Annotated in this window: 22 protein-coding genes and 1 tRNA gene; 17 read left to right on the top strand and 6 right to left on the bottom strand. The window is 61.5% G+C overall.

The window, feature by feature from the left end:
- Position 1: 1 nt before the first annotated feature.
- Genes TU75_RS04110 through TU75_RS04070 form a run of 9 tightly spaced genes read left to right on the top strand, consistent with a single transcriptional unit; the run spans position 2 to position 7,737 of the window.
- Complete coding sequence (locus tag TU75_RS04110; protein WP_004372428.1) at positions 2 to 928, top strand: MerR family transcriptional regulator; 927 nt, start codon at positions 2 to 4, stop codon at positions 926 to 928.
- Positions 929 to 2,371, top strand: coding sequence for a deoxyribodipyrimidine photo-lyase (gene phrB, locus TU75_RS04105; RefSeq protein ID WP_060548282.1), 1,443 nt, complete (start codon positions 929 to 931; stop codon positions 2,369 to 2,371).
- The gene (locus TU75_RS04100) at positions 2,364 to 2,789 is read left to right on the top strand and encodes a nuclear transport factor 2 family protein (RefSeq protein ID WP_004372432.1); all 426 of its coding nucleotides are present in this window, start codon (positions 2,364 to 2,366) and stop codon (positions 2,787 to 2,789) included. Before phrB ends, TU75_RS04100 begins: the two co-directional genes overlap by 8 nt.
- Positions 2,786 to 3,568, top strand: coding sequence for an SDR family NAD(P)-dependent oxidoreductase (locus tag TU75_RS04095; RefSeq protein WP_004372434.1), 783 nt, complete (start codon positions 2,786 to 2,788; stop codon positions 3,566 to 3,568). Before TU75_RS04100 ends, TU75_RS04095 begins: the two co-directional genes overlap by 4 nt.
- Positions 3,565 to 4,812, top strand: a complete 1,248-nt coding sequence (locus TU75_RS04090) for an NAD(P)/FAD-dependent oxidoreductase (protein WP_060548281.1) — start codon at positions 3,565 to 3,567, stop codon at positions 4,810 to 4,812. The genes TU75_RS04095 and TU75_RS04090 overlap by 4 nt, the downstream gene beginning before the upstream one ends.
- Complete coding sequence (locus TU75_RS04085) at positions 4,809 to 5,618, top strand: DUF1365 domain-containing protein (RefSeq protein ID WP_060548280.1); 810 nt, start codon at positions 4,809 to 4,811, stop codon at positions 5,616 to 5,618. The genes TU75_RS04090 and TU75_RS04085 overlap by 4 nt, the downstream gene beginning before the upstream one ends.
- Positions 5,605 to 6,876 (top strand): SAM-dependent methyltransferase, encoded by a 1,272-nt coding sequence (locus TU75_RS04080; protein WP_060548279.1) that lies wholly within the window; start codon positions 5,605 to 5,607, stop codon positions 6,874 to 6,876. The genes TU75_RS04085 and TU75_RS04080 overlap by 14 nt, the downstream gene beginning before the upstream one ends.
- Positions 6,869 to 7,378: a DUF2878 domain-containing protein gene (locus TU75_RS04075; protein WP_004372441.1), complete on the top strand. Its 510-nt coding sequence runs from the start codon at positions 6,869 to 6,871 to the stop codon at positions 7,376 to 7,378. Before TU75_RS04080 ends, TU75_RS04075 begins: the two co-directional genes overlap by 8 nt.
- Positions 7,379 to 7,431: 53 nt before the next feature.
- Positions 7,432 to 7,737 (top strand): YkgJ family cysteine cluster protein, encoded by a 306-nt coding sequence (locus TU75_RS04070; RefSeq protein WP_004372444.1) that lies wholly within the window; start codon positions 7,432 to 7,434, stop codon positions 7,735 to 7,737.
- 55 nt (positions 7,738 to 7,792) lie between these two features.
- Here the strand turns inward: TU75_RS04070 and TU75_RS04065 are convergent, their stop codons facing one another.
- The 6 genes from TU75_RS04065 to hemA all read right to left on the bottom strand — a co-directional run bounded on the left by TU75_RS04065 (position 7,793) and on the right by hemA (position 13,158).
- Positions 7,793 to 8,311, bottom strand: a complete 519-nt coding sequence (locus TU75_RS04065) for an acyloxyacyl hydrolase (RefSeq protein ID WP_004372445.1) — start codon at positions 8,309 to 8,311, stop codon at positions 7,793 to 7,795.
- A 111-nt stretch (positions 8,312 to 8,422) separates the two neighbouring features.
- Positions 8,423 to 9,217 (bottom strand): glutamate racemase, encoded by a 795-nt coding sequence (gene murI / locus TU75_RS04060; RefSeq protein WP_004372447.1) that lies wholly within the window; start codon positions 9,215 to 9,217, stop codon positions 8,423 to 8,425.
- Positions 9,210 to 9,965: a molybdopterin-synthase adenylyltransferase MoeB gene (locus TU75_RS04055; protein ID WP_060548278.1), complete on the bottom strand. Its 756-nt coding sequence runs from the start codon at positions 9,963 to 9,965 to the stop codon at positions 9,210 to 9,212. Before TU75_RS04055 ends, murI begins: the two co-directional genes overlap by 8 nt.
- Positions 9,959 to 10,789 (bottom strand): peptide chain release factor N(5)-glutamine methyltransferase, encoded by an 831-nt coding sequence (prmC, locus tag TU75_RS04050; RefSeq protein WP_015371124.1) that lies wholly within the window; start codon positions 10,787 to 10,789, stop codon positions 9,959 to 9,961. Before prmC ends, TU75_RS04055 begins: the two co-directional genes overlap by 7 nt.
- Entirely contained in the window at positions 10,790 to 11,872 is a 1,083-nt protein-coding gene (gene prfA, locus TU75_RS04045; RefSeq protein WP_004372454.1) for a peptide chain release factor 1, read from the bottom strand.
- Complete coding sequence (gene hemA, locus TU75_RS04040; RefSeq protein WP_004372456.1) at positions 11,869 to 13,158, bottom strand: glutamyl-tRNA reductase; 1,290 nt, start codon at positions 13,156 to 13,158, stop codon at positions 11,869 to 11,871. The genes prfA and hemA overlap by 4 nt, the downstream gene beginning before the upstream one ends.
- Before the next feature lie 182 nt (positions 13,159 to 13,340).
- Between hemA and TU75_RS04035 the strand changes: the two genes are divergently transcribed.
- The 8 genes from TU75_RS04035 (at position 13,341) to ychF (ending at position 20,262) form a co-directional block, all read left to right on the top strand.
- On the top strand, positions 13,341 to 15,065 hold the full coding sequence (locus TU75_RS04035; RefSeq protein WP_015371122.1) for a tetratricopeptide repeat protein: 1,725 nt from the start codon (positions 13,341 to 13,343) through the stop codon (positions 15,063 to 15,065).
- Between the two features lie 4 nt (positions 15,066 to 15,069).
- Entirely contained in the window at positions 15,070 to 15,687 is a 618-nt protein-coding gene (gene lolB / locus TU75_RS04030) for a lipoprotein insertase outer membrane protein LolB (RefSeq protein WP_060548277.1), read from the top strand.
- Position 15,688: 1 nt separating this feature from the next.
- Positions 15,689 to 16,537, top strand: a complete 849-nt coding sequence (gene ispE / locus TU75_RS04025) for a 4-(cytidine 5'-diphospho)-2-C-methyl-D-erythritol kinase (protein WP_060548276.1) — start codon at positions 15,689 to 15,691, stop codon at positions 16,535 to 16,537.
- 37 nt (positions 16,538 to 16,574) lie between these two features.
- Positions 16,575 to 16,649 (top strand) — tRNA-Gln (locus TU75_RS04020).
- A gap of 46 nt (positions 16,650 to 16,695) precedes the next feature.
- The gene (locus tag TU75_RS04015) at positions 16,696 to 17,637 is read left to right on the top strand and encodes a ribose-phosphate pyrophosphokinase (protein WP_003171603.1); all 942 of its coding nucleotides are present in this window, start codon (positions 16,696 to 16,698) and stop codon (positions 17,635 to 17,637) included.
- A gap of 138 nt (positions 17,638 to 17,775) precedes the next feature.
- Positions 17,776 to 18,387, top strand: coding sequence for a 50S ribosomal protein L25/general stress protein Ctc (locus TU75_RS04010; RefSeq protein ID WP_004372493.1), 612 nt, complete (start codon positions 17,776 to 17,778; stop codon positions 18,385 to 18,387).
- 168 nt (positions 18,388 to 18,555) lie between these two features.
- Positions 18,556 to 19,140 (top strand): aminoacyl-tRNA hydrolase, encoded by a 585-nt coding sequence (pth, locus tag TU75_RS04005; protein WP_003171596.1) that lies wholly within the window; start codon positions 18,556 to 18,558, stop codon positions 19,138 to 19,140.
- 21 nt (positions 19,141 to 19,161) lie between these two features.
- On the top strand, positions 19,162 to 20,262 hold the full coding sequence (ychF, locus tag TU75_RS04000) for a redox-regulated ATPase YchF (RefSeq protein WP_060548275.1): 1,101 nt from the start codon (positions 19,162 to 19,164) through the stop codon (positions 20,260 to 20,262).
- The last annotated feature ends 135 nt before the right edge of the window (positions 20,263 to 20,397 follow it).

Raw genomic sequence — 20,397 nt, 5'->3', positions numbered from 1 at the left:
CATGAAAGCTGCCCTGCTAGACGAATCCGATGACATCGCTCAAGCCCTTGAAGACGGCTGGCTGCCGATTCGCGAAGTGGCGCGCCAGACCGGCGTCAACGCGGTCACCCTGCGGGCCTGGGAGCGCCGCTACGGCTTGATCGTGCCGCAACGCACGCCCAAGGGGCACCGGCTGTTCAGCGATATTCACGTACAACGCATCCACGCCATCCTTACGTGGCTCAACCGAGGCGTTCCGGTCAGCCAGGTGAAAAACCTGATCGACTCGGCGCAGGCCGGGCCGGACGCCGTGGAAAACGAATGGCACGCGCTGCACCAGAACCTGCTGACGGCCATCAGCGAGCTGGCCGAGCGCCGGGTCGACGACGCCTTCAACCAGGCCATGGCGCTGTACCCGCCGCGCACGCTCTGTGCGCAATTACTGTTGCCGCTGCTGCAGGCGCTGGAGCAACGCTGGCAGGGCCAGTTCGGCGCGCAAATGGAGCGGGTATTTTTTCTGTCCTGGCTGCGCAGCAAGTTCGGCGCGCGTATTTACCACACCAACCGCCAACTGCAGGGTCCGCCGCTGCTGCTGGTCAACCACTCGGACCTGCCCCTGGAGCCGCACCTGTGGCTCAGCGCGTGGCTGGCCAGCAGCGCCGACTGCCCAGTGGAAGTCTTCGACTGGCCGCTGCCCGCCGGCGAACTGGCCCTGGCGGTGGAACACCTGCAACCGCGCGCCGTGCTGCTGTATTCGAGCAAGGCCCTGAACGTGCCGGCATTGGCCAAACTGTTGGGCGGCGTCAGTTGCCCGATTGTGATCGCCGGACCAACGGTGTGCATCCACCACGCCGAATTGGCCGTACTAACCCAGGACATCCCTGACCTGTTCGTCGCCGAAGACCCGCTGGCGGCCCATCAGATACTGATTGAGCGTGGAATTGTCTAAATGCATTTGATCTGGCTGCGCACCGACCTGCGCCTGCACGACAACACCGCCCTGGCCGCCGCGAGCCAGCGCGGCCCGATGGCCGCCGTGTACTTGATCACGCCCGAGCAATGGCTCGCCCACGACGATGCCGCGTGCAAGGTCGACTTTTGGCTGCGCAACCTGCAGCACCTGCGCCAGGCGCTGGGCACACTCAATATTCCTTTGCTGATCCGCACGGCGCCGACCTGGGACCAGGCTCCCGCCGTGCTGAGTAAGCTGTGCCAGGAATTGTCGGTGGCCTCGGTGCACGTCAACGAGGAATACGGCATTCACGAGAGCCGCCGCGACCAGGCCGTGGCCCAGGCGCTGGAAGCCTGCGGTGTGACGTTCCACAGCTACCTCGACCAACTGTTTTTCCAACCCGGCAGCGTGCTGACCAAGACCGGTACCTACTTCCAGGTCTTCAGCCAGTTTCGCAAGGTGTGCTACAGCCGCCTGCACAGCGCCCTGCCGCGCCTGGTGGCAACGCCAAAAGCCCAGCAAAAGCTGTCGCTCGACAGCGACCCGATTCCGTCCAGCGTGCCCGGTTTCGAAGCGCCCAGCGACAGCCTGCGCGCCCTTTGGCCGGCCGGCGAAGACGAAGCCCGATGCCGCCTCGACACCTTCGCCGACCAACAGATCGGCTATTACAAGGACGAGCGCGACTACCCGGCCAAACCGGGCACCAGTCAGCTCTCCGCCTACCTTGCCGCCGGCGTGGTTTCGCCGCGCCAGTGCCTGCACGCGGCGTTGCAGAGCAACAGTGGCGAGTTCGAGACGGGCAACGTTGGCGCCGTCACCTGGATCAACGAATTGCTGTGGCGCGAGTTCTACAAGCACATCCTGGTCGGCTATCCACGGGTATCGCGCCACCGCGCGTTCCGGCCCGAGACCGAAGCCGTCGCCTGGCGCCACGCCCCCAAGGACCTGGCGGCCTGGCAGGAAGCGCGCACCGGCCTGCCGATCATCGACGCGGCGATGCGCCAGTTGCTGGAGACCGGCTGGATGCACAACCGCCTGCGCATGGTGGTGGCGATGTTCCTGACCAAGAACCTGCTGATCGACTGGCGCGAGGGCGAGCGTTTTTTCATGCGCCACCTGATCGACGGCGACCTCGCCGCCAACAACGGCGGCTGGCAGTGGAGCTCCTCCACCGGTACTGATTCGGCGCCGTATTTCCGCATTTTCAGCCCATTGAGCCAGTCGGAAAAATTCGACGGCGAGGGTGTGTTCATCAAGCACTGGCTGCCGCAACTGGCGGCGCTGAATAAAAAGGAAGTGCACAACCCCGAGGCCGCAGGCGGACTGTTCGGCGTGGCGGATTACCCGCGCTCGATCGTCGACCTGAAAAAATCCCGTGAGCGCGCCCTCGCCGCCTTCCGCAGCCTGCCGTCCCGTCAAGCGGTGGCCGAGCATGAGTGACTTTCTGCGCCGCTTCGCCCAGGCTTTCGCCACGCTCGACAAGCACAACCTGCACCTGCTCGACAGCCTCTACAGCCAGGACATCGCCTTCGCCGACCCGCTGCATCAGGTCCATGGCCTGCCTGAACTGCGCCGCTACTTCAGCGAGCTGTACAGCCATATCAGCCAATTACGCTTCGACTATCAGGGCTTCGACGAGGTGGCCGAAGGCGAAGGCTACCTGCGCTGGAAAATGAGTTTTTGCCACCCGCGCCTCAACGGCGGCAAGGTGGTCCGAGTGGAAGGCTGCTCGCACCTGATGTGGCGCGATAACAAGGTGTACCGCCATCGCGATTATTTCGATGCCGGCGCCATGCTCTATGAACACCTGCCGGTATTCGGCCGAGTCATAAGCTGGCTGAAAAGGAGAATCGCATGAGCCTGAACTCGCCCCGCCGTTACTGGTTGACTGGCGCCAGCAGTGGGATTGGTGCCGCCCTGGCCCTGGAGCTGCTCGACAGCGGTGCCCACGTGGCCCTCAGCTCGCGCTCACAAGGCCCGCTGGATGCACTTGCCCAACGCTATCCCGGCCAGGTGCTGGTGGTGGCCGGCGACCTGACCAACAGCCAGACCGTGCGCGAGATAGGCGAACGGATCGGTGAAGCCTGGGGCGCGCTGGACACCGTGATCCTCAACGCGGGTACCTGCGAATACGTGGATGCGCGCCAGTTTGACTCGTCCATCGTCGAACACGTGGTGCGCACCAATCTGTTGGCCAGCAGCTACTGCATCGAAGCCGCTCTGCCGCTGTTGCGCGCCGGCCGCGCGCCACACCTTGTGGGCGTGGCCAGCGCCGTGACCTACCTGCCGATGCCACGGGCCGAAGCCTATGGCGCGTCGAAGGCGGGTTTGCGTTACCTGTTCGAATCCCTGCGCATCAGCCTGTCGCCGGAGAATATCGACGTCACCGTGATCAGCCCCGGATTCGTCGATACACCGCTGACCGAGCGCAACGATTTCCCGATGCCTTTGAGCTGGCCGGCTGACAAAGCGGCGCGGCACATCTTTGCCAAGCTGGACAAACGCCCGCTGGAGATCGCGTTCCCGGCGATGTTCATCGCCACCCTGTGGCCGCTGTCGAAACTGCCGAGCCGGGCGCAACTGATCATCGGCAAGCGCATGCTGCGCAGCCCGCCGCCGCAAAAGGACGACCTGTGAAGATCGCCATCATCGGCAGCGGCATTGCCGGCCTGACCAGTGCCTATCTGCTCAGCCGTCGCCACGATATCAGCGTGTTTGAAGCCAATACCTGCATCGGCGGGCATACCCATACGGCCAACGTGACGGTCGACGGCAAGCCTTATGCGGTGGATACCGGTTTTATCGTGTTCAACGACTGGACCTACCCCAATTTCATCCGCCTGCTGGGACAGATCGGCGTGACGTTCAAACCCACCGAGATGAGCTTCTCGGTAAGCGACCAGCGCAGTGGCTTTGAATACAACGGCAATAACCTCAACAGCCTGTTCGCCCAGCGCCGCAATATTCTCTCGCCGGGGTTCTGGGGCATGTTGCGCGATATTCTGCGTTTCAACCGCCAGGCGCCGCTGGACCTTGAACAGCAACGCATCCGTGCAGACATGACGCTGGGCGACTACCTGGCAGCCGGTGGCTACGGCCCGCGATTCATCCGCCATTACATCGTGCCGATGGGCGCGGCGATCTGGTCGATGTCTCTGGCGGACATGCTCGGTTTCCCCCTGCAGTTCTTTGTGCGCTTCTTCAAGAACCACGGCCTGCTGTCGGTGAACAATCGCCCGCAATGGTGCGTGATCGAAGGGGGCTCCAGCGCGTATATCGAACCGCTGACCCGCAGTTTCCGCGAAAAAATCCGTCTTGATTGCCCTGTGCACAAGGTTGAGCGCAGCACTGACGGCGTGGTGATCCACAGCGCCGCCGGCAGCGAGACGTTCGACCGCGTGGTGTTCGCCTGCCACAGCGACCAGGCCCTGGCGCTGCTGGCTGACCCGAGCGAGGCCGAGCAAGCCATCCTCGGTGCCCTGCCCTACGCCGACAATGACGTGGTGCTGCACACCGACACCCGCCTGCTGCCGGCGCGCAAACTGGCCTGGGCCAGCTGGAATTACCGCCTCACTGACAGCCTCGACACCCAGGCCGCCGTCACCTACGACATGAACATCCTGCAAGGCATCGACAGCGCCACCACGTTTTGCGTCAGTCTCAACCAGACGCCAATGATCGATCCGCTCAAAATTCTGGCGCGCTTCACCTATGCCCATCCGCAATACAGCCTGGCGGCGGTGGCCGCCCAGGCACGCTGGGAAGAGTTGAACGGCGCGCGCGACACCTTTTACTGCGGCGCCTACTGGGCTAACGGGTTTCATGAAGACGGCGTAGTCAGCGCGCTACGCGTGGCCCAGGCTTTCGGGGAAACCCTGTGAACAGCGCCCTGTACAGCGGCTGGATCGCCCATCGCCGGTTTGCGCCCAGGGCCCACGCCTTTCGCTACCGCATCGGTCTGCTGTACCTGGATTTAAGCGAACAGGAGCAGGTGCTCGCGCTCTCTCCCCTGGCGGGCACCCAGCGCCTGGCGCCGTTCGGCTTTCGCCAGCAGGACTACCTGCGCACCTTGACCCGCCACGGCATGAGCCTCACCGATGCCGTGCGCCTTGAGGTCAGCAAGGCCCTGGGGCGCACGCCCGAGGGCGCCATCTGCCTGCTGACCCAGGCCCGCAGCTGGGGTCTGGCCTTCAACCCGGTAAGTTTCTTTTACTGCTATGAGGCCGGCGGCGAGTTGGCCGCGATTTTGTGTGAAGTCACCAACACACCCTGGCGCGAGCGATATCACTATGTGCTGCCGGCAATGGCCCTCGGCGCAGGCGAACATCAGCACTTCGCCGTGGCCAAGGCGTTCCATGTGTCGCCGTTTTTGCCGCCTGACCTGGAATACCGCATGAGCTTCAGCCCGCCCGCCGACCGGTTGGGCGTGCACATGGCCGACTGGCAAGGCGAACTCAAAGTCTTCGACGCCACGCTGAGCCTGCAAAAAGAGCCGCTCACCCGCGCCAGCCTGCACCGTTACCTGCGGCGCTTCCCCTGGATGACCGCCAAGACCTGCCTGGCCATTTACTGGCAGGCCGTGCGCCTGTTGCTCAAACGCACACCGATTTTCCCCCACCGAGCCGCCGATGGCGCCTCTCGCACTGCAGTTGGGTATACCAAGGATCGCCGCCATGAAATCCCCTAATGTATCGGTCAAGGCCAACCGCCTGAACGTCAACGGCATGACCAGTGCGCTGCTGCGCAAGGGTGTGCTGCGTCAGCTCAGCCAATTGCGCCACGGCCAGTTGGTGCTGATCGAGGACGGCGAACGGCACGTGTTCGGCGCACGGGAAGCGCACCTGTTAGGGGAGATCCACATCCTCGACGCGGCCGTATGGGGGCTGGTGGCGGCCAACGGTTCGATCGGTGCGGGCGAGGCGTTTATCCACGGTTACTGGACCAGCCCGGACCTTACCGCTGTCGTGCGTGTGATGGTCAGCAACCTGGACGTGCTCGACGCGATGGAAGGCGGCCTGGCGCGCATGGCACGGCCGTTCACCCAGGGCCTGCACTGGCTCAATCGCAACACGCGCAAGGGGTCACAGAAAAACATCGCAGCCCATTACGACCTCGGCAACGACCTGTTCGAAGAATTTCTCGACCCGACCATGATGTACTCGGCGGCGCAATTTCTTAAGGCCGACGACACCCTGGAACAGGCGCAACTGAACAAGCTGGAGCGTATCTGCCAGAAACTGTCGCTCAAGCCCGGCGACCACCTGCTGGAAATCGGCACCGGCTGGGGCAGCATGGCGCTGTATGCGGCGCAGCATTACGGCTGCAAGGTCACCACCACCACCCTGTCCAAAGAGCAGTTCGCCTACACCGAACGGCGCATCGCCGCCCTGGGCTTGCAGGAGCAGGTGACCCTGCTGCTGAGCGACTACCGCGACCTGACCGGCCAGTACGACAAGCTGGTGTCCATCGAGATGATCGAGGCGGTGGGCCACCGCTTCCTGCCGACCTACTTCAAGCAATGCGCGCACCTGCTCAAGCCCGACGGGCTGATGCTGCTGCAGGCCATTACCATTCGCGAGCAACGCTTCGAGCAGGCCAGGAACAGCGTCGATTTCATCCAGCGCTATATCTTCCCCGGTGGTGCGCTGCCCAGCGTGCAGAACATGTTGCACATCGTCAGCCGCGACACCGACATGAACCTGCTGCACATGGAGGATTTCGGCCTGCACTACGCGCGAACCCTGCGCCTGTGGCACGAGAACTTTCGCCGCGCCCATGGCCGTCTTGCAGAATTGGGCTACGACGAATACTTCCTGCGTCAGTGGGAGTTTTATCTATGCTACTGCGAAGGTGGCTTCATGGAGCGCACCATTGGCACCGCCCAGCTGTTGCTGGCCAAGCCGGCGGCGATCAATCCGCCCTTGCTCGGGCGCTTCGATGCTTAAATCGCTGGCCAACGCGGCGCTGTTCCAGTGCGGCTGGTTCGCCTGCGTGCTGGGCGGCGACAGCCTGTGGTTGCTGGTGGGGCTGGCGGTGCTGGCCATCCACCTGCTGTGGATCAGTTCGTCGGCCGAGGATGGCGTGCTGATCATCAGCGTCACGCTGGTGGGCACGCTGCTGGACACCTCTTTGCGCGCCCTTGGGGTCTTCCATTTCAACGAGCCAGGCCCGCTGATCCCATTCTGGTTGATGTTGCTGTGGGCTCTGCTGGCGACCACCTTGCACCATTGCCTGGCCTGGAGCGCACGGCCCTGGTGGCGCGCGGCCTTGCTGGGCGCGGTGGGCGGGCCAGCATCTTACTACGCCGGAAGTCAGTTGGCCGGCGTGCAGTTCGGTTACGCCACGGGCCCGACGATGGCCGGATTGGCGGTGCTGTGGGCGTTTGTGTTCACGCTGCTGACCGCAGCAGCCACCAGCGACAAGTTTCAAGCGGCAAGTAAAAGATGAAGCCGGTCGGCTTCTACTTGCAGCTCGTCGCTTAAAGCTGGAAGCTGCGCCCCATGACCACCATCCCCCACATTCAGCTCAACGAACCCGCCGTCACCTGCTCGACGTGCGCGGCCTGCTGCTGCCAGCTGGAAGTGCTGCTGATCACCGACACCGGCGTGCCGGAGCGCTATATCGATACCGATGACTGGGGCGGCGAAGTGATGCTGCGTCTGGATGACGGCTGGTGTGCGGCGCTGGACCGGGACACGATGATGTGCACGATCTACGAGCGACGCCCGCTGATTTGCCGGGAATTCGAGATGGGTGCACCGGAGTGCCTTGAAGAGCGCCAGGGAATTGCGACGGCGTATCGCTGAGCCTGCTGACCTGCTTTGCAGGAGCGAGCTTGCTCGCTCCTGCAAGAGGTGGTGATTACAGCGGCAAGGTGTAGTGCACCGCGTAGCTTTCCACCCCATCGTTGTTGCTGCTCATGCCGGCATTGGAATAGTGCGTGGCACGAATGCCCACTTCATGCCCGCCGGCAAAGCGCAGACCAAAGCCGATGCGGTCTTCGAACTGGAAGGCCTGACCAATGTTGTTGTCTTCCAGCTGGGTGCGCGAGAACACCGCCAGGCCGATGCCCGCTTCGATGTAAGGCTTGACCGTCTGCCCGGCAAACTCATACACAAACACCGGCGAGAACGACAGGCTGCTGGCGCCGGCAGTCTTGTCGCCGTCCCAGTAGGTGTAGGCGCCGCTCCAGTAGCCGGTCAGGCGGCCCACGTCGCTCTGCCACCAGCTCTTGTCCCAATCGGAGGTCAAGCCAAGCCGATAGGTCATGGTTGAATCGCTCGTCCCCCCCACCCCGAACTCCAGGCCAGCAGCATTGGCCGAAACAGAGTGTCCTACCACAGCGGCCACAATCGCGGCCAAACAGAACAAGCGCTTCATAAGAAACATCCTTTCCAAACGAAGTTATAAAGTGTTGTACAGGCTATCTCGCTATAGAAGCTGGCACATAGACGGAAGTTCCAGCTGATAACGACCTATTTCACGAATTTTTCACGCGCCAAATATTCGCACAACGCTCGGATATTTCCATAGTGTCGGTAGGATATTTCTCAGGTGACACAGATCGCCACTGGTCCAGAACTGGGCTGGACGCGGATTACCGGTGGCCAAAAGGTCACGTTCGCCCAGTAACCGCTTGAGCTGGCGGGCCACGGCGGCACCGGTATCGATGAGGATGATGCTGGGCGGCAACATCTGCGCCAGCAGCGGCTTGAGGAAGGGATAATGCGTGCAGCCGAGGATAATGGTGTCGCAGCCGGCACTGAGCAGCGGCTCGACGTAACCCTGCAACAGCTGGCGCAGCGCCGGGCTCGCCAGGTCGCCGGTTTCAATCAGCTCCACCAGGCCCGGGCACGGCTGGGTGACCACTCGCACGTCGGTGGCGAAACGGTCGAGCAAAGCGGCGAATTTGGCGCTTTGCAGGGTGCCGGTGGTGGCGAGCACCCCGACTACGCCACTGCGGGTGGCGGCGGCGGCGGGCTTGACGGCGGGCTCCATGCCCACCAGCGGCCAATCCGGGAAGTCCTGACGCAGGTCGGCCACCGCGGCCACCGTCGCGGTGTTGCAGGCAATCACGAACGCCTTGGCACCTTGACTGCGGAAAAACTCAGCCACCCGCCGCGAGCGTTCGAGAATGAACGCGGGGGTTTTCTCGCCGTAAGGAATATGCCCACAGTCGGCCACGTACAGCAGCGACTCGTGGGGCAGCAACTGTTGAATTTCGTCCAGCACCGACAGACCGCCGACGCCGGAATCGAACACGCCGATCGGCGCGTCCTTAAGCATGCGGCGCCCCGCACACGCCGCAACCAGGGTCGCGCTTGACGCGCAACTCGCGAAAACGCGTGGTCAAGGCATCGATCAGCAGCAAACGGCCCACCAGCGGCTCACCAAATCCGGCCAGCAGTTTCAGCGCCTCCAGAGCTTGCAGGCTGCCGACCAGCCCCACCAGCGGGCCGATCACCCCGGCTTCGCTGCAGGTGAGTTCGGTATCGCTGCCATGCCCGTATAAACAGTGATAACAGGGGCTGTCGGCGCGGCGCGGGTCGAATACCGACAATTGCCCTTCCAGACGAATCGCTGCGCCGCTCACCAGTGGCCTGGCGGCGGCCACGCAGGCCGCATTGACCGCTTCGCGGGTGGCAAAGTTGTCGCTGCAATCGAGCACCACGTCCACCGCCGCCACGGCAGCGGCCAGGGAGTCGGCATCCAGCGCGCTGCGGTGGGTGACCAGCCTGACGTCAGGGTTGATGGCGGTCAGACGACGCACGGCCGAGTCGACCTTGGTCTGCCCGACGCTGTCGGTGTCGTGAATGATCTGGCGTTGCAGGTTGGTCAGGTCGACCGTATCGAAGTCGGCCAGGTGCAGTTCGCCCACACCGGCTGCGGCGAGATAAAGCGCAACGGGTGCGCCCAACCCCCCCAGGCCGACGATCAATGCGCGCGCGTTTTTCAGGCGCAACTGGCCTTCGATGTCGACATACTGCAACAGAATCTGCCGGCTGTAGCGCAACAGCTCCTGATCGGTCAGCACGGCCGTTGTCCCAGGCTGATGCGCTCGTGACCACCCAGGTCGATGCGGCTGTGCACGCCTTCGAACCCCTGGCTCAGCAGCAGATCGCGCACGGCCTGCGCCTGGTCGTAACCGTGTTCGAGCAAGAGCCAGCCACCGGCATTCAGGTAAGCCCCGGCCTGCTGAGTGATCAGGCGCAGATCGTCCAGGCCATCGCGGCCCGCCACCAGCGCGCTGGCCGGCTCGAAACGCACATCGCCCGCCACCAGGTGCGGGTCGTTGTCGGCAATGTAGGGCGGGTTGCTGATGATCAGATCAAATGTATGACCGTCCAGGGCGCTGAACCAATGGCTGCTCAGCACCGTGGCATTGCCGAGGTGCAGGCGCTGGCGATTGCGCTCGGCCAGGGCCACGGCCTCCAGCACGCGATCAACGGCGGTCACCTGCCAGGCCGGACGCTCGCTGGCCAGGGCCAGGGCGATGGCACCGCTGCCGGTGCCCAGATCGAGCACCGTGGCGGGCGTGGCCGGCAGCAATTCCAGCGCGGCCTCCACCAGCAGTTCGGTGTCCGGGCGCGGAATCAGCGTGTGCGGCGCCACTTCCAGGTCCAGTTTCCAGAACCCCTGCTGGCCGAGGATATAGGCCACCGGTTCACCGGCTCGGCGCCGTTGCAGGTAACCGCCAAACGTGAGCGCCGCTTCGCTGCTGACGATTTTTTCCGGCCAGGTGTGCAGGTAGCTGCGCGACTTGCCCAGCGCAGCCGCCAGCAGCAGCTCCACATCCAGACGTGCAGTGGGCGAGTCCGGCAGGTCGGCGGCGCGCAGCAGGCTGGCGATGATGGTCATTTATTCACCAATGGCGGCGAGTTGATCGGCCTGGTATTCGGCCAGCAACGGCTCGATCACCGCATCCACACCGCCAGCGAGAATCTCGTCGAGGGAATAAAGGGTCAGGTTGACCCGATGATCGGTGACACGGCCTTGGGCAAAGTTGTAGGTGCGGATACGCTCGGAGCGGTCGCCCGACCCCACCAGCAGCTTGCGCTCGCTGGCAATGGCGTTGGCGGCGGCGCTGGTCTGCTGATCGTTGAGCTTGGCTGACAGCCAGGACATGGCCCGCGCACGGTTCTTGTGCTGGGAACGTTCTTCCTGGCATTCCACCACGATGCCGGACGGCAAGTGGGTGATGCGAATCGCCGAGTCGGTCTTGTTCACGTGCTGACCACCGGCGCCCGAGGAGCGGTAGGTGTCGACGCGCAGATCCGCCGGGTTGATCTCGATGGTTTCCTGCTCGTCCGGCTCGGGCAACACCGCCACGGTGCAGGCCGAGGTGTGGATACGGCCTTGGGACTCGGTCGCCGGCACTCGCTGTACGCGGTGCGCGCCGGACTCGAACTTGAGCTTGCCGTAGACGTTGTCGCCCTCGACCCGCGCGATGACTTCTTTATAGCCCCCGTGCTCGCCTTCGTTTTCCGACAGGATCTCGACACGCCAGCCGCGCCGCTCGGCGTAGCGCGAGTACATGCGGAACAGGTCGCCGGAGAAAATGGCCGCTTCGTCGCCACCGGTGCCGGCACGGATTTCGAGAAATACGTTGCGCCCGTCGTTGGGGTCCCTGGGCAGCAGCATGCGTTGCAGGTCGCCTTCCAGCTCAGCCAGCTTTTCCTTGGCCTCGCGGACTTCTTCCACGGCCATTTCGCGCATGTCCGGGTCGTTGTCCTTGAGCAGCGCCTGGGCGCCTTCGAGGTCGGCCTGCACTTTCAGCAAATTTTTGTAAGTGGCGACCACAGGCTCAACTTCGGCGTATTCCTTGGAATAGGCGCGGAATTTGGTCTGATCGGAAATGACTTCGCCATCGCCAAGCAAGGCGGTCAGTTCTTCGAAACGGTCCTGGAGCACGTCCAGTTTATTGAGCAGTGAGGCTTTCATTGCGGTTTTTTATCCGAAGAGCTGTCTGACGCGCCCTCACCGAGGGCAAAGAGTTCCTGAGCCATGGCCAACGCATCGAGGCGGCCTTCGGCAGTCAATTTTTTAAGCTGTACGCTGGGCGCATGGAGCAGCTTGTTGGTCAGGCCACGGGCCAATTGCATCAGCACTTCGTCGGCGCTGCTGCCGTTGGCGAGCAGACGCTGGGCCTTGATCAATTCCTCATCGCGCAGGCGTTCGCCCTGTTGACGATAGGCCTTGAGCACATCCACTGCCGCCAGTTCACGCAGGCGCACCATGAAATCTTCGGCGCCGACGCTGACCATCTCCTCGGCGGCCTGGGCAGCGCCCTGACGACTCTTGAGGTTTTCGGCGACCACTTCGTGCAGATCGTCGACGCTATAGAGGTAAACGTCGTCCAACTCGCCGACTTCGGGTTCGATATCCCGGGGAACGGCAATATCCACCATAAAGATCGGCTTGTGCTTGCGCAGCTTCAGCGCACTTTCCACCGCGCCCTTGCCCAGGATCGGCAATTGGCTGGCGGTGGAGCTGATCACGATATCACTGCGCACCAGTTCGGCTGGAATCTCGGACAGCAACACGGCGTGGGCGCCGAACTGCTCGGCCAGGCTGCTGGCGCGCTCAAGGGTACGGTTGGCGACAACGATGCGCTGCACACCGAGTTCGTGCAGATGGCGGGCGACCAGCGTGATGGTCTCGCCGGCGCCGATCAGCAGGGCCTGGCTGCGCTGCAAGTCGCTGAAAATCTGTTTGGCCAGGCTGACGGCCGCAAAGGCGACGGACACCGGGTTTTCGCCGATGGCCGTATCGGTGCGTACCTGCTTGGCGGAATTGAACGTGGCCTGGAACAGACGCCCCAGCAGTGGGCCGACCGTGCCGGCCTCGCGCGCGACGGCATAGGCGGACTTCATCTGGCCGAGAATCTGCGGTTCGCCCAGCACCAGCGAATCGAGCCCGGAGGCGACGCGCATCATGTGACGAACAGCCGCATCCTCTTCATGCACGTATGCGCTGGCGCGCAGGTCGTCGAGGCTTAAATGGTGATAATCGGCAAGCCAGCGCAGCACCCCATCCGCCGACAGATGCTCCTGCTCTATGTAAAGCTCGCTGCGATTGCAGGTCGAAAGGATTGCAGCTTCGCGGCTGTCGGTGAGCCGGCAGAGCTGCTGCAAGGCCTCAACCAACTGCTCCGGCGTAAACGCCACGCGCTCGCGCACGTCTACAGAGGCAGTCTTGTGGTTAATACCGAGTGCGAGGAAGGCCATTCAATATCGCTGATGAGGTCGGGAAGCCGGCAATTGTCCTACTTCGAAAGATCCAGAACAACCACCGTCGTCTATTGTCCTAGTAGCTTGTGCCTATAAAGGCGCCCACTGAGACTCGGTTATGTTTGGCCGAAGGCTTGTGTCATGATGATCCGACCGCAGGTTAGTCGTCCTCTTCCTATATGAATAGATCCTCCGCGTTGCTCCTAGCTTTTGTCTTCCTCAGCGGCTGCCAGGCCATGGCACCCGTGTCGCCGGGCGATACGCCACCGGCTGAAGACACCGCCCCCGCCCCCGAAAAGCCCAAGGTCTACTCCTCGTTCAGTGAAGAAACGGTGTTCAGCCTGCTCAGCGCTGAACTGGCCGGGCAGCGCAATCGCTTCGATATTGCGCTGGATAACTACGTGACCCAGGCCATCAACACCCAGGACCCGGGGATTTCCGAACGGGCGTTTCGCATCGCCGAGTACCTCGGGGCCGACCAGGCGGCGCTGGACACTTCGCTGATCTGGGCGAAAAACGCGCCGGATGACCTCGAAGCGCAACGAGCCGCTGCTGTCCAGTTGGCGCGCGCCGGGCGCTACGACGACTCCATGGTCTATATGGAAAAAGTCCTCCAGGGCCAGGGCGACACGCACTTCGACTTCCTCGCACTGTCGGCCGCCGACACCGATCAGGACACGCGCAATGGTCTGATGAAAAGTTTCGACCGCCTGCTGCAAAAGCATCCGAAGAACAGCCAGCTGATTTTCGGCAAGGCCTTGCTGCTGCAACAGGATGATGAAGCCGAAGCCGCCCTGAAGCTGCTGGAACAGAACCCGCCGGAAGACGGTGAAATCGCGCCGATCCTGCTGCGTGCGCGCTTGCTGCAGAACCTCAATCGCGGCAAGGAAGCGATTCCACTGCTGGAAAAAAGCATCAAGCGCTACCCGGAAGACAAGCGCCTGCGCCTGACTTACGCGCGCATGCTGGTGGAACAGGATCGTATGGCGGACGCCAAAGTGCAGTTCGCCAATCTGGTCCAGCAGTACCCGGACGATGACGAATTGCGTTATTCCTTGGCACTGGTGTGCCTGGAAGCCAAGGCCTGGGATGAAGCCAAGGGCTATCTGGAAGAGCTGATCCAACGTGAGAGTCATGTGGATTCGGCGCACCTGAACCTGGGTCGCATCGCTGAAGAGCGCAACGATCCGCAGGCCGCCCTGCTCGAATATGCCCAGGTCGGCCCAGGCAACGATTACCTGCCGGCCCAGTTGCGCCAGGCCGACATCCTGATGAGCAACGGTCGTACCGACGAAGCGGAAAAACGCTTGGCGGCGGCGCGCGATGCCGAGCCGGACTACGCCATTCAGCTGTACCTGATCCAGGCCGAAACGCTGTCGGCCAACAAGCAGGGCGAACGCGCCTGGAAATTGCTGCAGCAAGCGTTGCTGCAATACCCCGACGACCTCAACTTGCTATACACCCGCGCCATGCAAGCGGAAAAGCGCAATGACCTGCCGCAGATGGAAAAAGACCTGCGCCTGATCATCAAGCGCGACCCGGACAACGCCATGGCCCTCAATGCCCTGGGCTACACCCTGTCCGACCGCACCACGCGCTATGCCGAGGCCAAGACCCTGATCGAGCAGGCCCACAAGCTCAACCCGGAAGACCCGGCCGTGCTCGACAGCCTGGGCTGGGTGAATTATCGCCTGGGCAACCTGGACGAGGCCGAACGCTTGCTGCGCCAGGCGCTGGAGCGTTTTCCCGATCAGGAAGTCGCTGCCCACTTGGGTGAAGTGCTGTGGGCCAGTGGCAAGCAGCGCGAAGCCCGGCAAGTCTGGGAAAAATTCCTCAAGGAACAACCCGAAAGCCCTATTTTGCGCGGCACCATCAAGCGCCTGACCGGATCCGAGACCCTTTAAGCTTATGTTCTTGCGCCACATTGTTGTATTCAGTCTTATTGCCCTGCTCGCCGGTTGCGCGGGTACAGGCAGCCGCGAATCCGTTGAGGGCCAGGGCGACCCGGCGCAATGGCGACAGCACAAGGATAAGCTCGCCAGCATCGACGGTTGGCAGATCGAGGGCAAAGTCGGCGTTCGCGCGCCGAAAGACTCCGGCAGCGGCACCCTGTTCTGGCTGCAACGTCAGGATTACTACGACATCCGTCTGTCCGGCCCACTGGGCCGTGGCGCGGCACGCCTGACCGGCCGCCCTGGGCAGGTGAGCCTTGAGGTCGCCAATCAGGGCCGCTACGAGGCGACCTCTCCGGAAGAATTGCTGGAACAGCAGATCGGCTGGAAGTTGCCCGTGTCGCATTTGGTCTGGTGGGTGCGTGGGTTGCCGGCGCCCGACAGCAAGAGTCGCCTGAGCCTCAACGGTGACAGCCGACTGGCCACGCTGGAGCAGGATGGCTGGAAGGTCGAGTACTTGAGTTACGTTGAGCAAGGCGGCTACTGGCTGCCCGAACGCATCAAGCTGCATGGCACCGACCTTGACGTCACGCTGGTGATCAAGGACTGGCAACCGCGCAAGCTGGGGCAGTGACGTGAGCGAACGCCTGACCCTGCCCTCCCCGGCCAAGCTCAACCTGATGTTGCACATTCTGGGTCGCCGTGAAGACGGCTACCACGAGCTGCAGACGCTGTTTCAATTTCTCGACTATGGCGACGAACTCACCTTTGCCGTGCGCGGCGACGGCGTGATCCGGCTGCACACGGAATTTGAAGGCGTGCCTCACGACAGCAATCTGATCGTGAAGGCAGCCCGCACACTTCAGGAACAATCCGGTTGCGCGCTGGGCATCGACATCTGGATTGACAAGATCCTGCCCATGGGCGGCGGTATCGGTGGCGGCAGTTCGAATGCGGCGACCACCCTGCTGGGGCTCAACCACCTGTGGCAACTGGACTGGGATCAGGATCGCCTGGCCGCGCTGGGCCTGACGCTGGGCGCCGATGTGCCGGTTTTCGTGCGTGGGCACGCGGCTTTTGCCGAGGGTGTGGGCGAGAAACTCAGCCCCGAATACCCCGACGAGCCGTGGTATGTCGTGCTTGTTCCGCAAGTATCTGTAAGTACAGCAGAAATTTTTTCAGATCCGCTGTTGACACGTAACTCTCCTCCCATTAAAGTGCGCCCCGTTCCCAAGGGAAACAGTCGAAATGACTGCTTGCCGGTTGTAGCAAGGCGTTATCCAGAAGTACGTAACGCTTTGAATTTGTTAGGTAAATTTACCGAAGCAAAATTAACTGGCACTGGAAGTTGTGTGTTTGGGGGCTTCCCAAGCAAAGCTGAAGCTGATAAAGTCTCGACCCTTCTTACAGAGACCCTTACAGGGTTTGTAGCAAAGGGAAGCAACGTTTCGATGTTGCATCGCAAGCTGCAAAGTCTGCTCTAAAAGGAACCGAGTACTGGGTACTCGTTGCAACAGATACAGGGGCGTCGCCAAGCGGTAAGGCAGCAGGTTTTGATCCTGCCATGCGTTGGTTCGAATCCAGCCGCCCCTGCCATTTTCCTATACTCATCCAGGTTACCCTCAGCCTCTAGGTACTGCGCGTGTCCAAGATGATGGTCTTTACGGGGAACGCCAACCCCGATCTGGCTCGACGTGTCGTACGTCAGCTGCATATCCCTCTCGGTGACATCTCTGTCGGTAAATTCTCCGACGGCGAAATTACAGCCGAGATCAATGAAAACGTTCGCGGTAAAGACGTCTTCATTATTCAGCCGACCTGCGCGCCGACCAACGATAACCTGATGGAACTCGTCGTGATGGCTGATGCCTTCCGCCGCTCCTCAGCGACTCGAATCACAGCTGTAATCCCTTATTTTGGTTATGCCCGTCAGGATCGCCGTCCGCGTTCCGCACGTGTGGCCATCAGCGCGAAAGTCGTTGCTGACATGCTGACCGTGGTAGGCATCGACCGTGTACTCACGGTTGACCTGCACGCCGACCAGATTCAGGGATTCTTCGATATTCCGGTAGATAACATCTACGGCTCCCCCGTTCTGGTGGATGACATCGAAGACCAGCGCTTTGAAAACCTGATGATCGTGTCCCCGGACATTGGCGGCGTCGTGCGTGCACGGGCTGTTGCCAAATCCCTGGGCGTTGATCTCGGGATCATCGACAAACGCCGCGAGAAAGCCAATCACTCTGAAGTGATGCATATCATCGGTGATGTCGAAGGGCGTACCTGTATTCTGGTTGATGACATGGTCGACACCGCCGGCACCCTGTGCCATGCGGCAAAAGCCTTGAAAGAGCACGGTGCGGCCAAAGTCTTCGCCTACTGCACGCACCCTGTGCTGTCGGGCCGGGCGATCGAGAACATCGAAAATTCCGTGCTGGATGAGCTGGTGGTGACCAACACCATCCCGCTGTCCGCCGCCGCTCAAGCCTGTGCGCGTATCCGTCAATTGGATATCGCACCGGTCGTTGCCGAGGCGGTTCGCCGTATCAGCAATGAAGAATCGATCAGCGCGATGTTCCGTTAAGGCTCCGGCCTTGGCGACATCAACCTGACGAAAAGCGCCCCGCCCCAGCACTCTGTTGGGGCGGGGCTTTTTTGCCCATATCGCCTTTAGCGCTGGTCGCAAACGCTGGGGCGAATGTGGTTAATTTGGAGATACAACATGAACGATTTTACTTTGAATGCTGAACTGCGTTCCGACCTGGGGAAAGGTGCGAGCCGCCGCCTGCGTCGTCTCGCAAGCCTGGTTCCAGCTGTAGTCTACGGTGGCGACAAAGCCCCTGAGTCCATCAGCATGCTGGCCAAAGAAGTTGCCAAACTGCTCGAAAACGATGCTGCCTACAGCCACGTTATCGAACTGAACGTTGGCGGCAAGAAGCAGAACGTTATCATCAAGGCTCTGCAGCGCCACCCGTCCAAGGGTCACGTCCTGCACGCTGACTTCATCCGCGTTGTAGCCGGCCAGAAACTGACCGCTATCGTGCCTGTACACTTCATCGGTGAAGAAGCTCCGGTCAAGAAAGGCGGCGTTGTATCGCACACCACTACCGAACTGGAAGTGACCTGCCTGCCGAAAGACCTGCCTGAGTTCATCGAAGTCGACCTGTCGGCTGCTGAAATCGGCACCATCATTCACTTGTCCGACCTCAAGGCCCCTAAAGGCGTTGAGTTCGTTGCACTGGCTCACAACGACGACAAGGCTGTTGCCAACGTCCACGCGCCACGTGTTGTAGAAGAAGATGATGCTGCTGAAGGCGAAACCGCTGCAGAGTGATGCACTCTGCAACGTCGGAGCTTGAGGAAACATCGCGGACCGGAACGTAGCGAGAAAGCGGGCGATAACGCGAAGTTTATCTCTGGATAAGTGAGCTCCTGTCGTCCTCTTTCGCCGCACACCTGGCGCGGCGATGTTATCCACAACTCCAAAGGAAGGGCCCCTGTCGTGACTGCCATCAAACTGATCGTTGGCCTGGGAAATCCAGGCGCCGAATACGAACAGACCCGGCATAACGCGGGGGCCCTTTTTGTTGAGCGTATTGCCCACGCCCAAGGTGTCAACCTTGCGGCTGATCGCAAATATTTTGGCCTGACCGGTCGCTTTTCGCACCAGGGTCAGGATGTTCGTCTGCTGATTCCCACCACCTACATGAACCGCAGCGGCCAGGCCGTGGCGGCGCTTGCGGGGTTCTTTCGGATCAAACCCGAAGAGATCCTGGTGGCCCATGACGAACTGGACCTGCCACCCGGCGTCGCCAAGCTCAAGCTGGGCGGCGGGCATGGCGGGCACAATGGTCTGCGCGACATCATTGCGCAGCTGGGGAATCAGAATAATTTCTACCGCCTGCGGCTCGGCATTGGCCACCCGGGCGTTGCCAGTATGGTTTCAAATTTCGTCCTGGGTCGTGCGCCACGCGCCGAACAGGAAAAACTCGATGCCAGCATCGACTTTGCCCTCGGCGTGCTGCCGGATATCTTCGCCGGTGAATGGAACCGCGCGATGAAAAACCTGCACAGCCAGAAGGCCTGACTCTTACCGAGGGGAAACACCATGGGATTCAATTGCGGCATCGTCGGCCTGCCCAACGTCGGCAAATCCACCTTGTTCAACGCTTTGACCAAGTCCGGTATTGCGGCGGAGAACTTCCCCTTCTGCACCATCGAACCCAATAGCGGTATCGTGCCGATGCCGGACCCGCGCCTGGACGTCCTGGCGGCGATCGTCAACCCCAAGCGCGTCTTGCCGACCACCATGGAATTCGTCGACATCGCAGGCCTGGTGGCCGGCGCGTCGAAAGGTGAAGGCCTGGGCAACAAGTTTCTGGCCAACATCCGTGAAACCGATGCCATTGCCCACGTGGTCCGCTGCTTTGAAGACGAGAACGTGATTCACGTCTCCAACAGCGTGGACCCGAAGCGCGACATCGAGATCATCGACCTGGAACTGATCTTTGCCGACCTCGACAGCTGCGAGAAGCAACTGCAGAAAGTCGCGCGCAATGCCAAAGGTGGTGACAAGGACGCAGTGGTGCAGAAAGGCCTGCTGGAGCAGTTGATCGCACACTTCACCGAAGGCAAGCCGGCACGCAGCCTGATGAAAAACATGGGCGTCGACGAGAAAGCGGTGATCAAAGGCTTCCACCTGTTGACCACCAAGCCGGTGATGTACATTGCCAACGTTGCCGAAGACGGCTTTGAGAACAACCCGCTGCTCGACGTGGTCAAGGCTATCGCCGACGAAGAAGGCGCCATTGTCGTTCCAGTGTGCAACAAGATCGAGGCGGAAATCGCCGAGCTCGATGACGGCGAAGAAAAAGACATGTTCCTCGAGGCCCTGGGCCTGGAAGAGCCTGGCCTTAACCGTGTGATCCGTGCCGGCTACGAAATGCTCAACCTGCAGACCTACTTCACCGCTGGCGTTGAAGAAGTGCGCGCGTGGACCGTCAAGGTTGGCGCCACCGCGCCACAGGCTGCTGGCGTGATCCACACCGACTTCGAAAAAGGCTTTATCCGCGCCGAAGTGATCGCCTACAACGACTTCATCCAGTACAAGGGAGAAGCGGGCACCAAGGAAGCCGGTAAATGGCGCCTGGAAGGCAAGGAATACATCGTCAAGGATGGCGACGTAATGCACTTCCGTTTCAACGTGTAAACATTACCTGCGGTGCTGACCGCAACTAAAAAAGCCGATGCACTGCATCGGCTTTTTTGTGCGCGGCTGTTCAGGTAAAAAATTTAACGCGTGAGCCTGCGGTAAGAATAAAACATATCCCTATCTAGTTTCTCC

It is taken from the genome of Pseudomonas poae (assembly GCF_001439785.1).
Taxonomy (GTDB): domain Bacteria; phylum Pseudomonadota; class Gammaproteobacteria; order Pseudomonadales; family Pseudomonadaceae; genus Aquipseudomonas; species Aquipseudomonas poae.
Note: the sequence above shows the minus strand (reverse complement) of the source record. Positions and strands in the feature narration are given on the sequence as shown.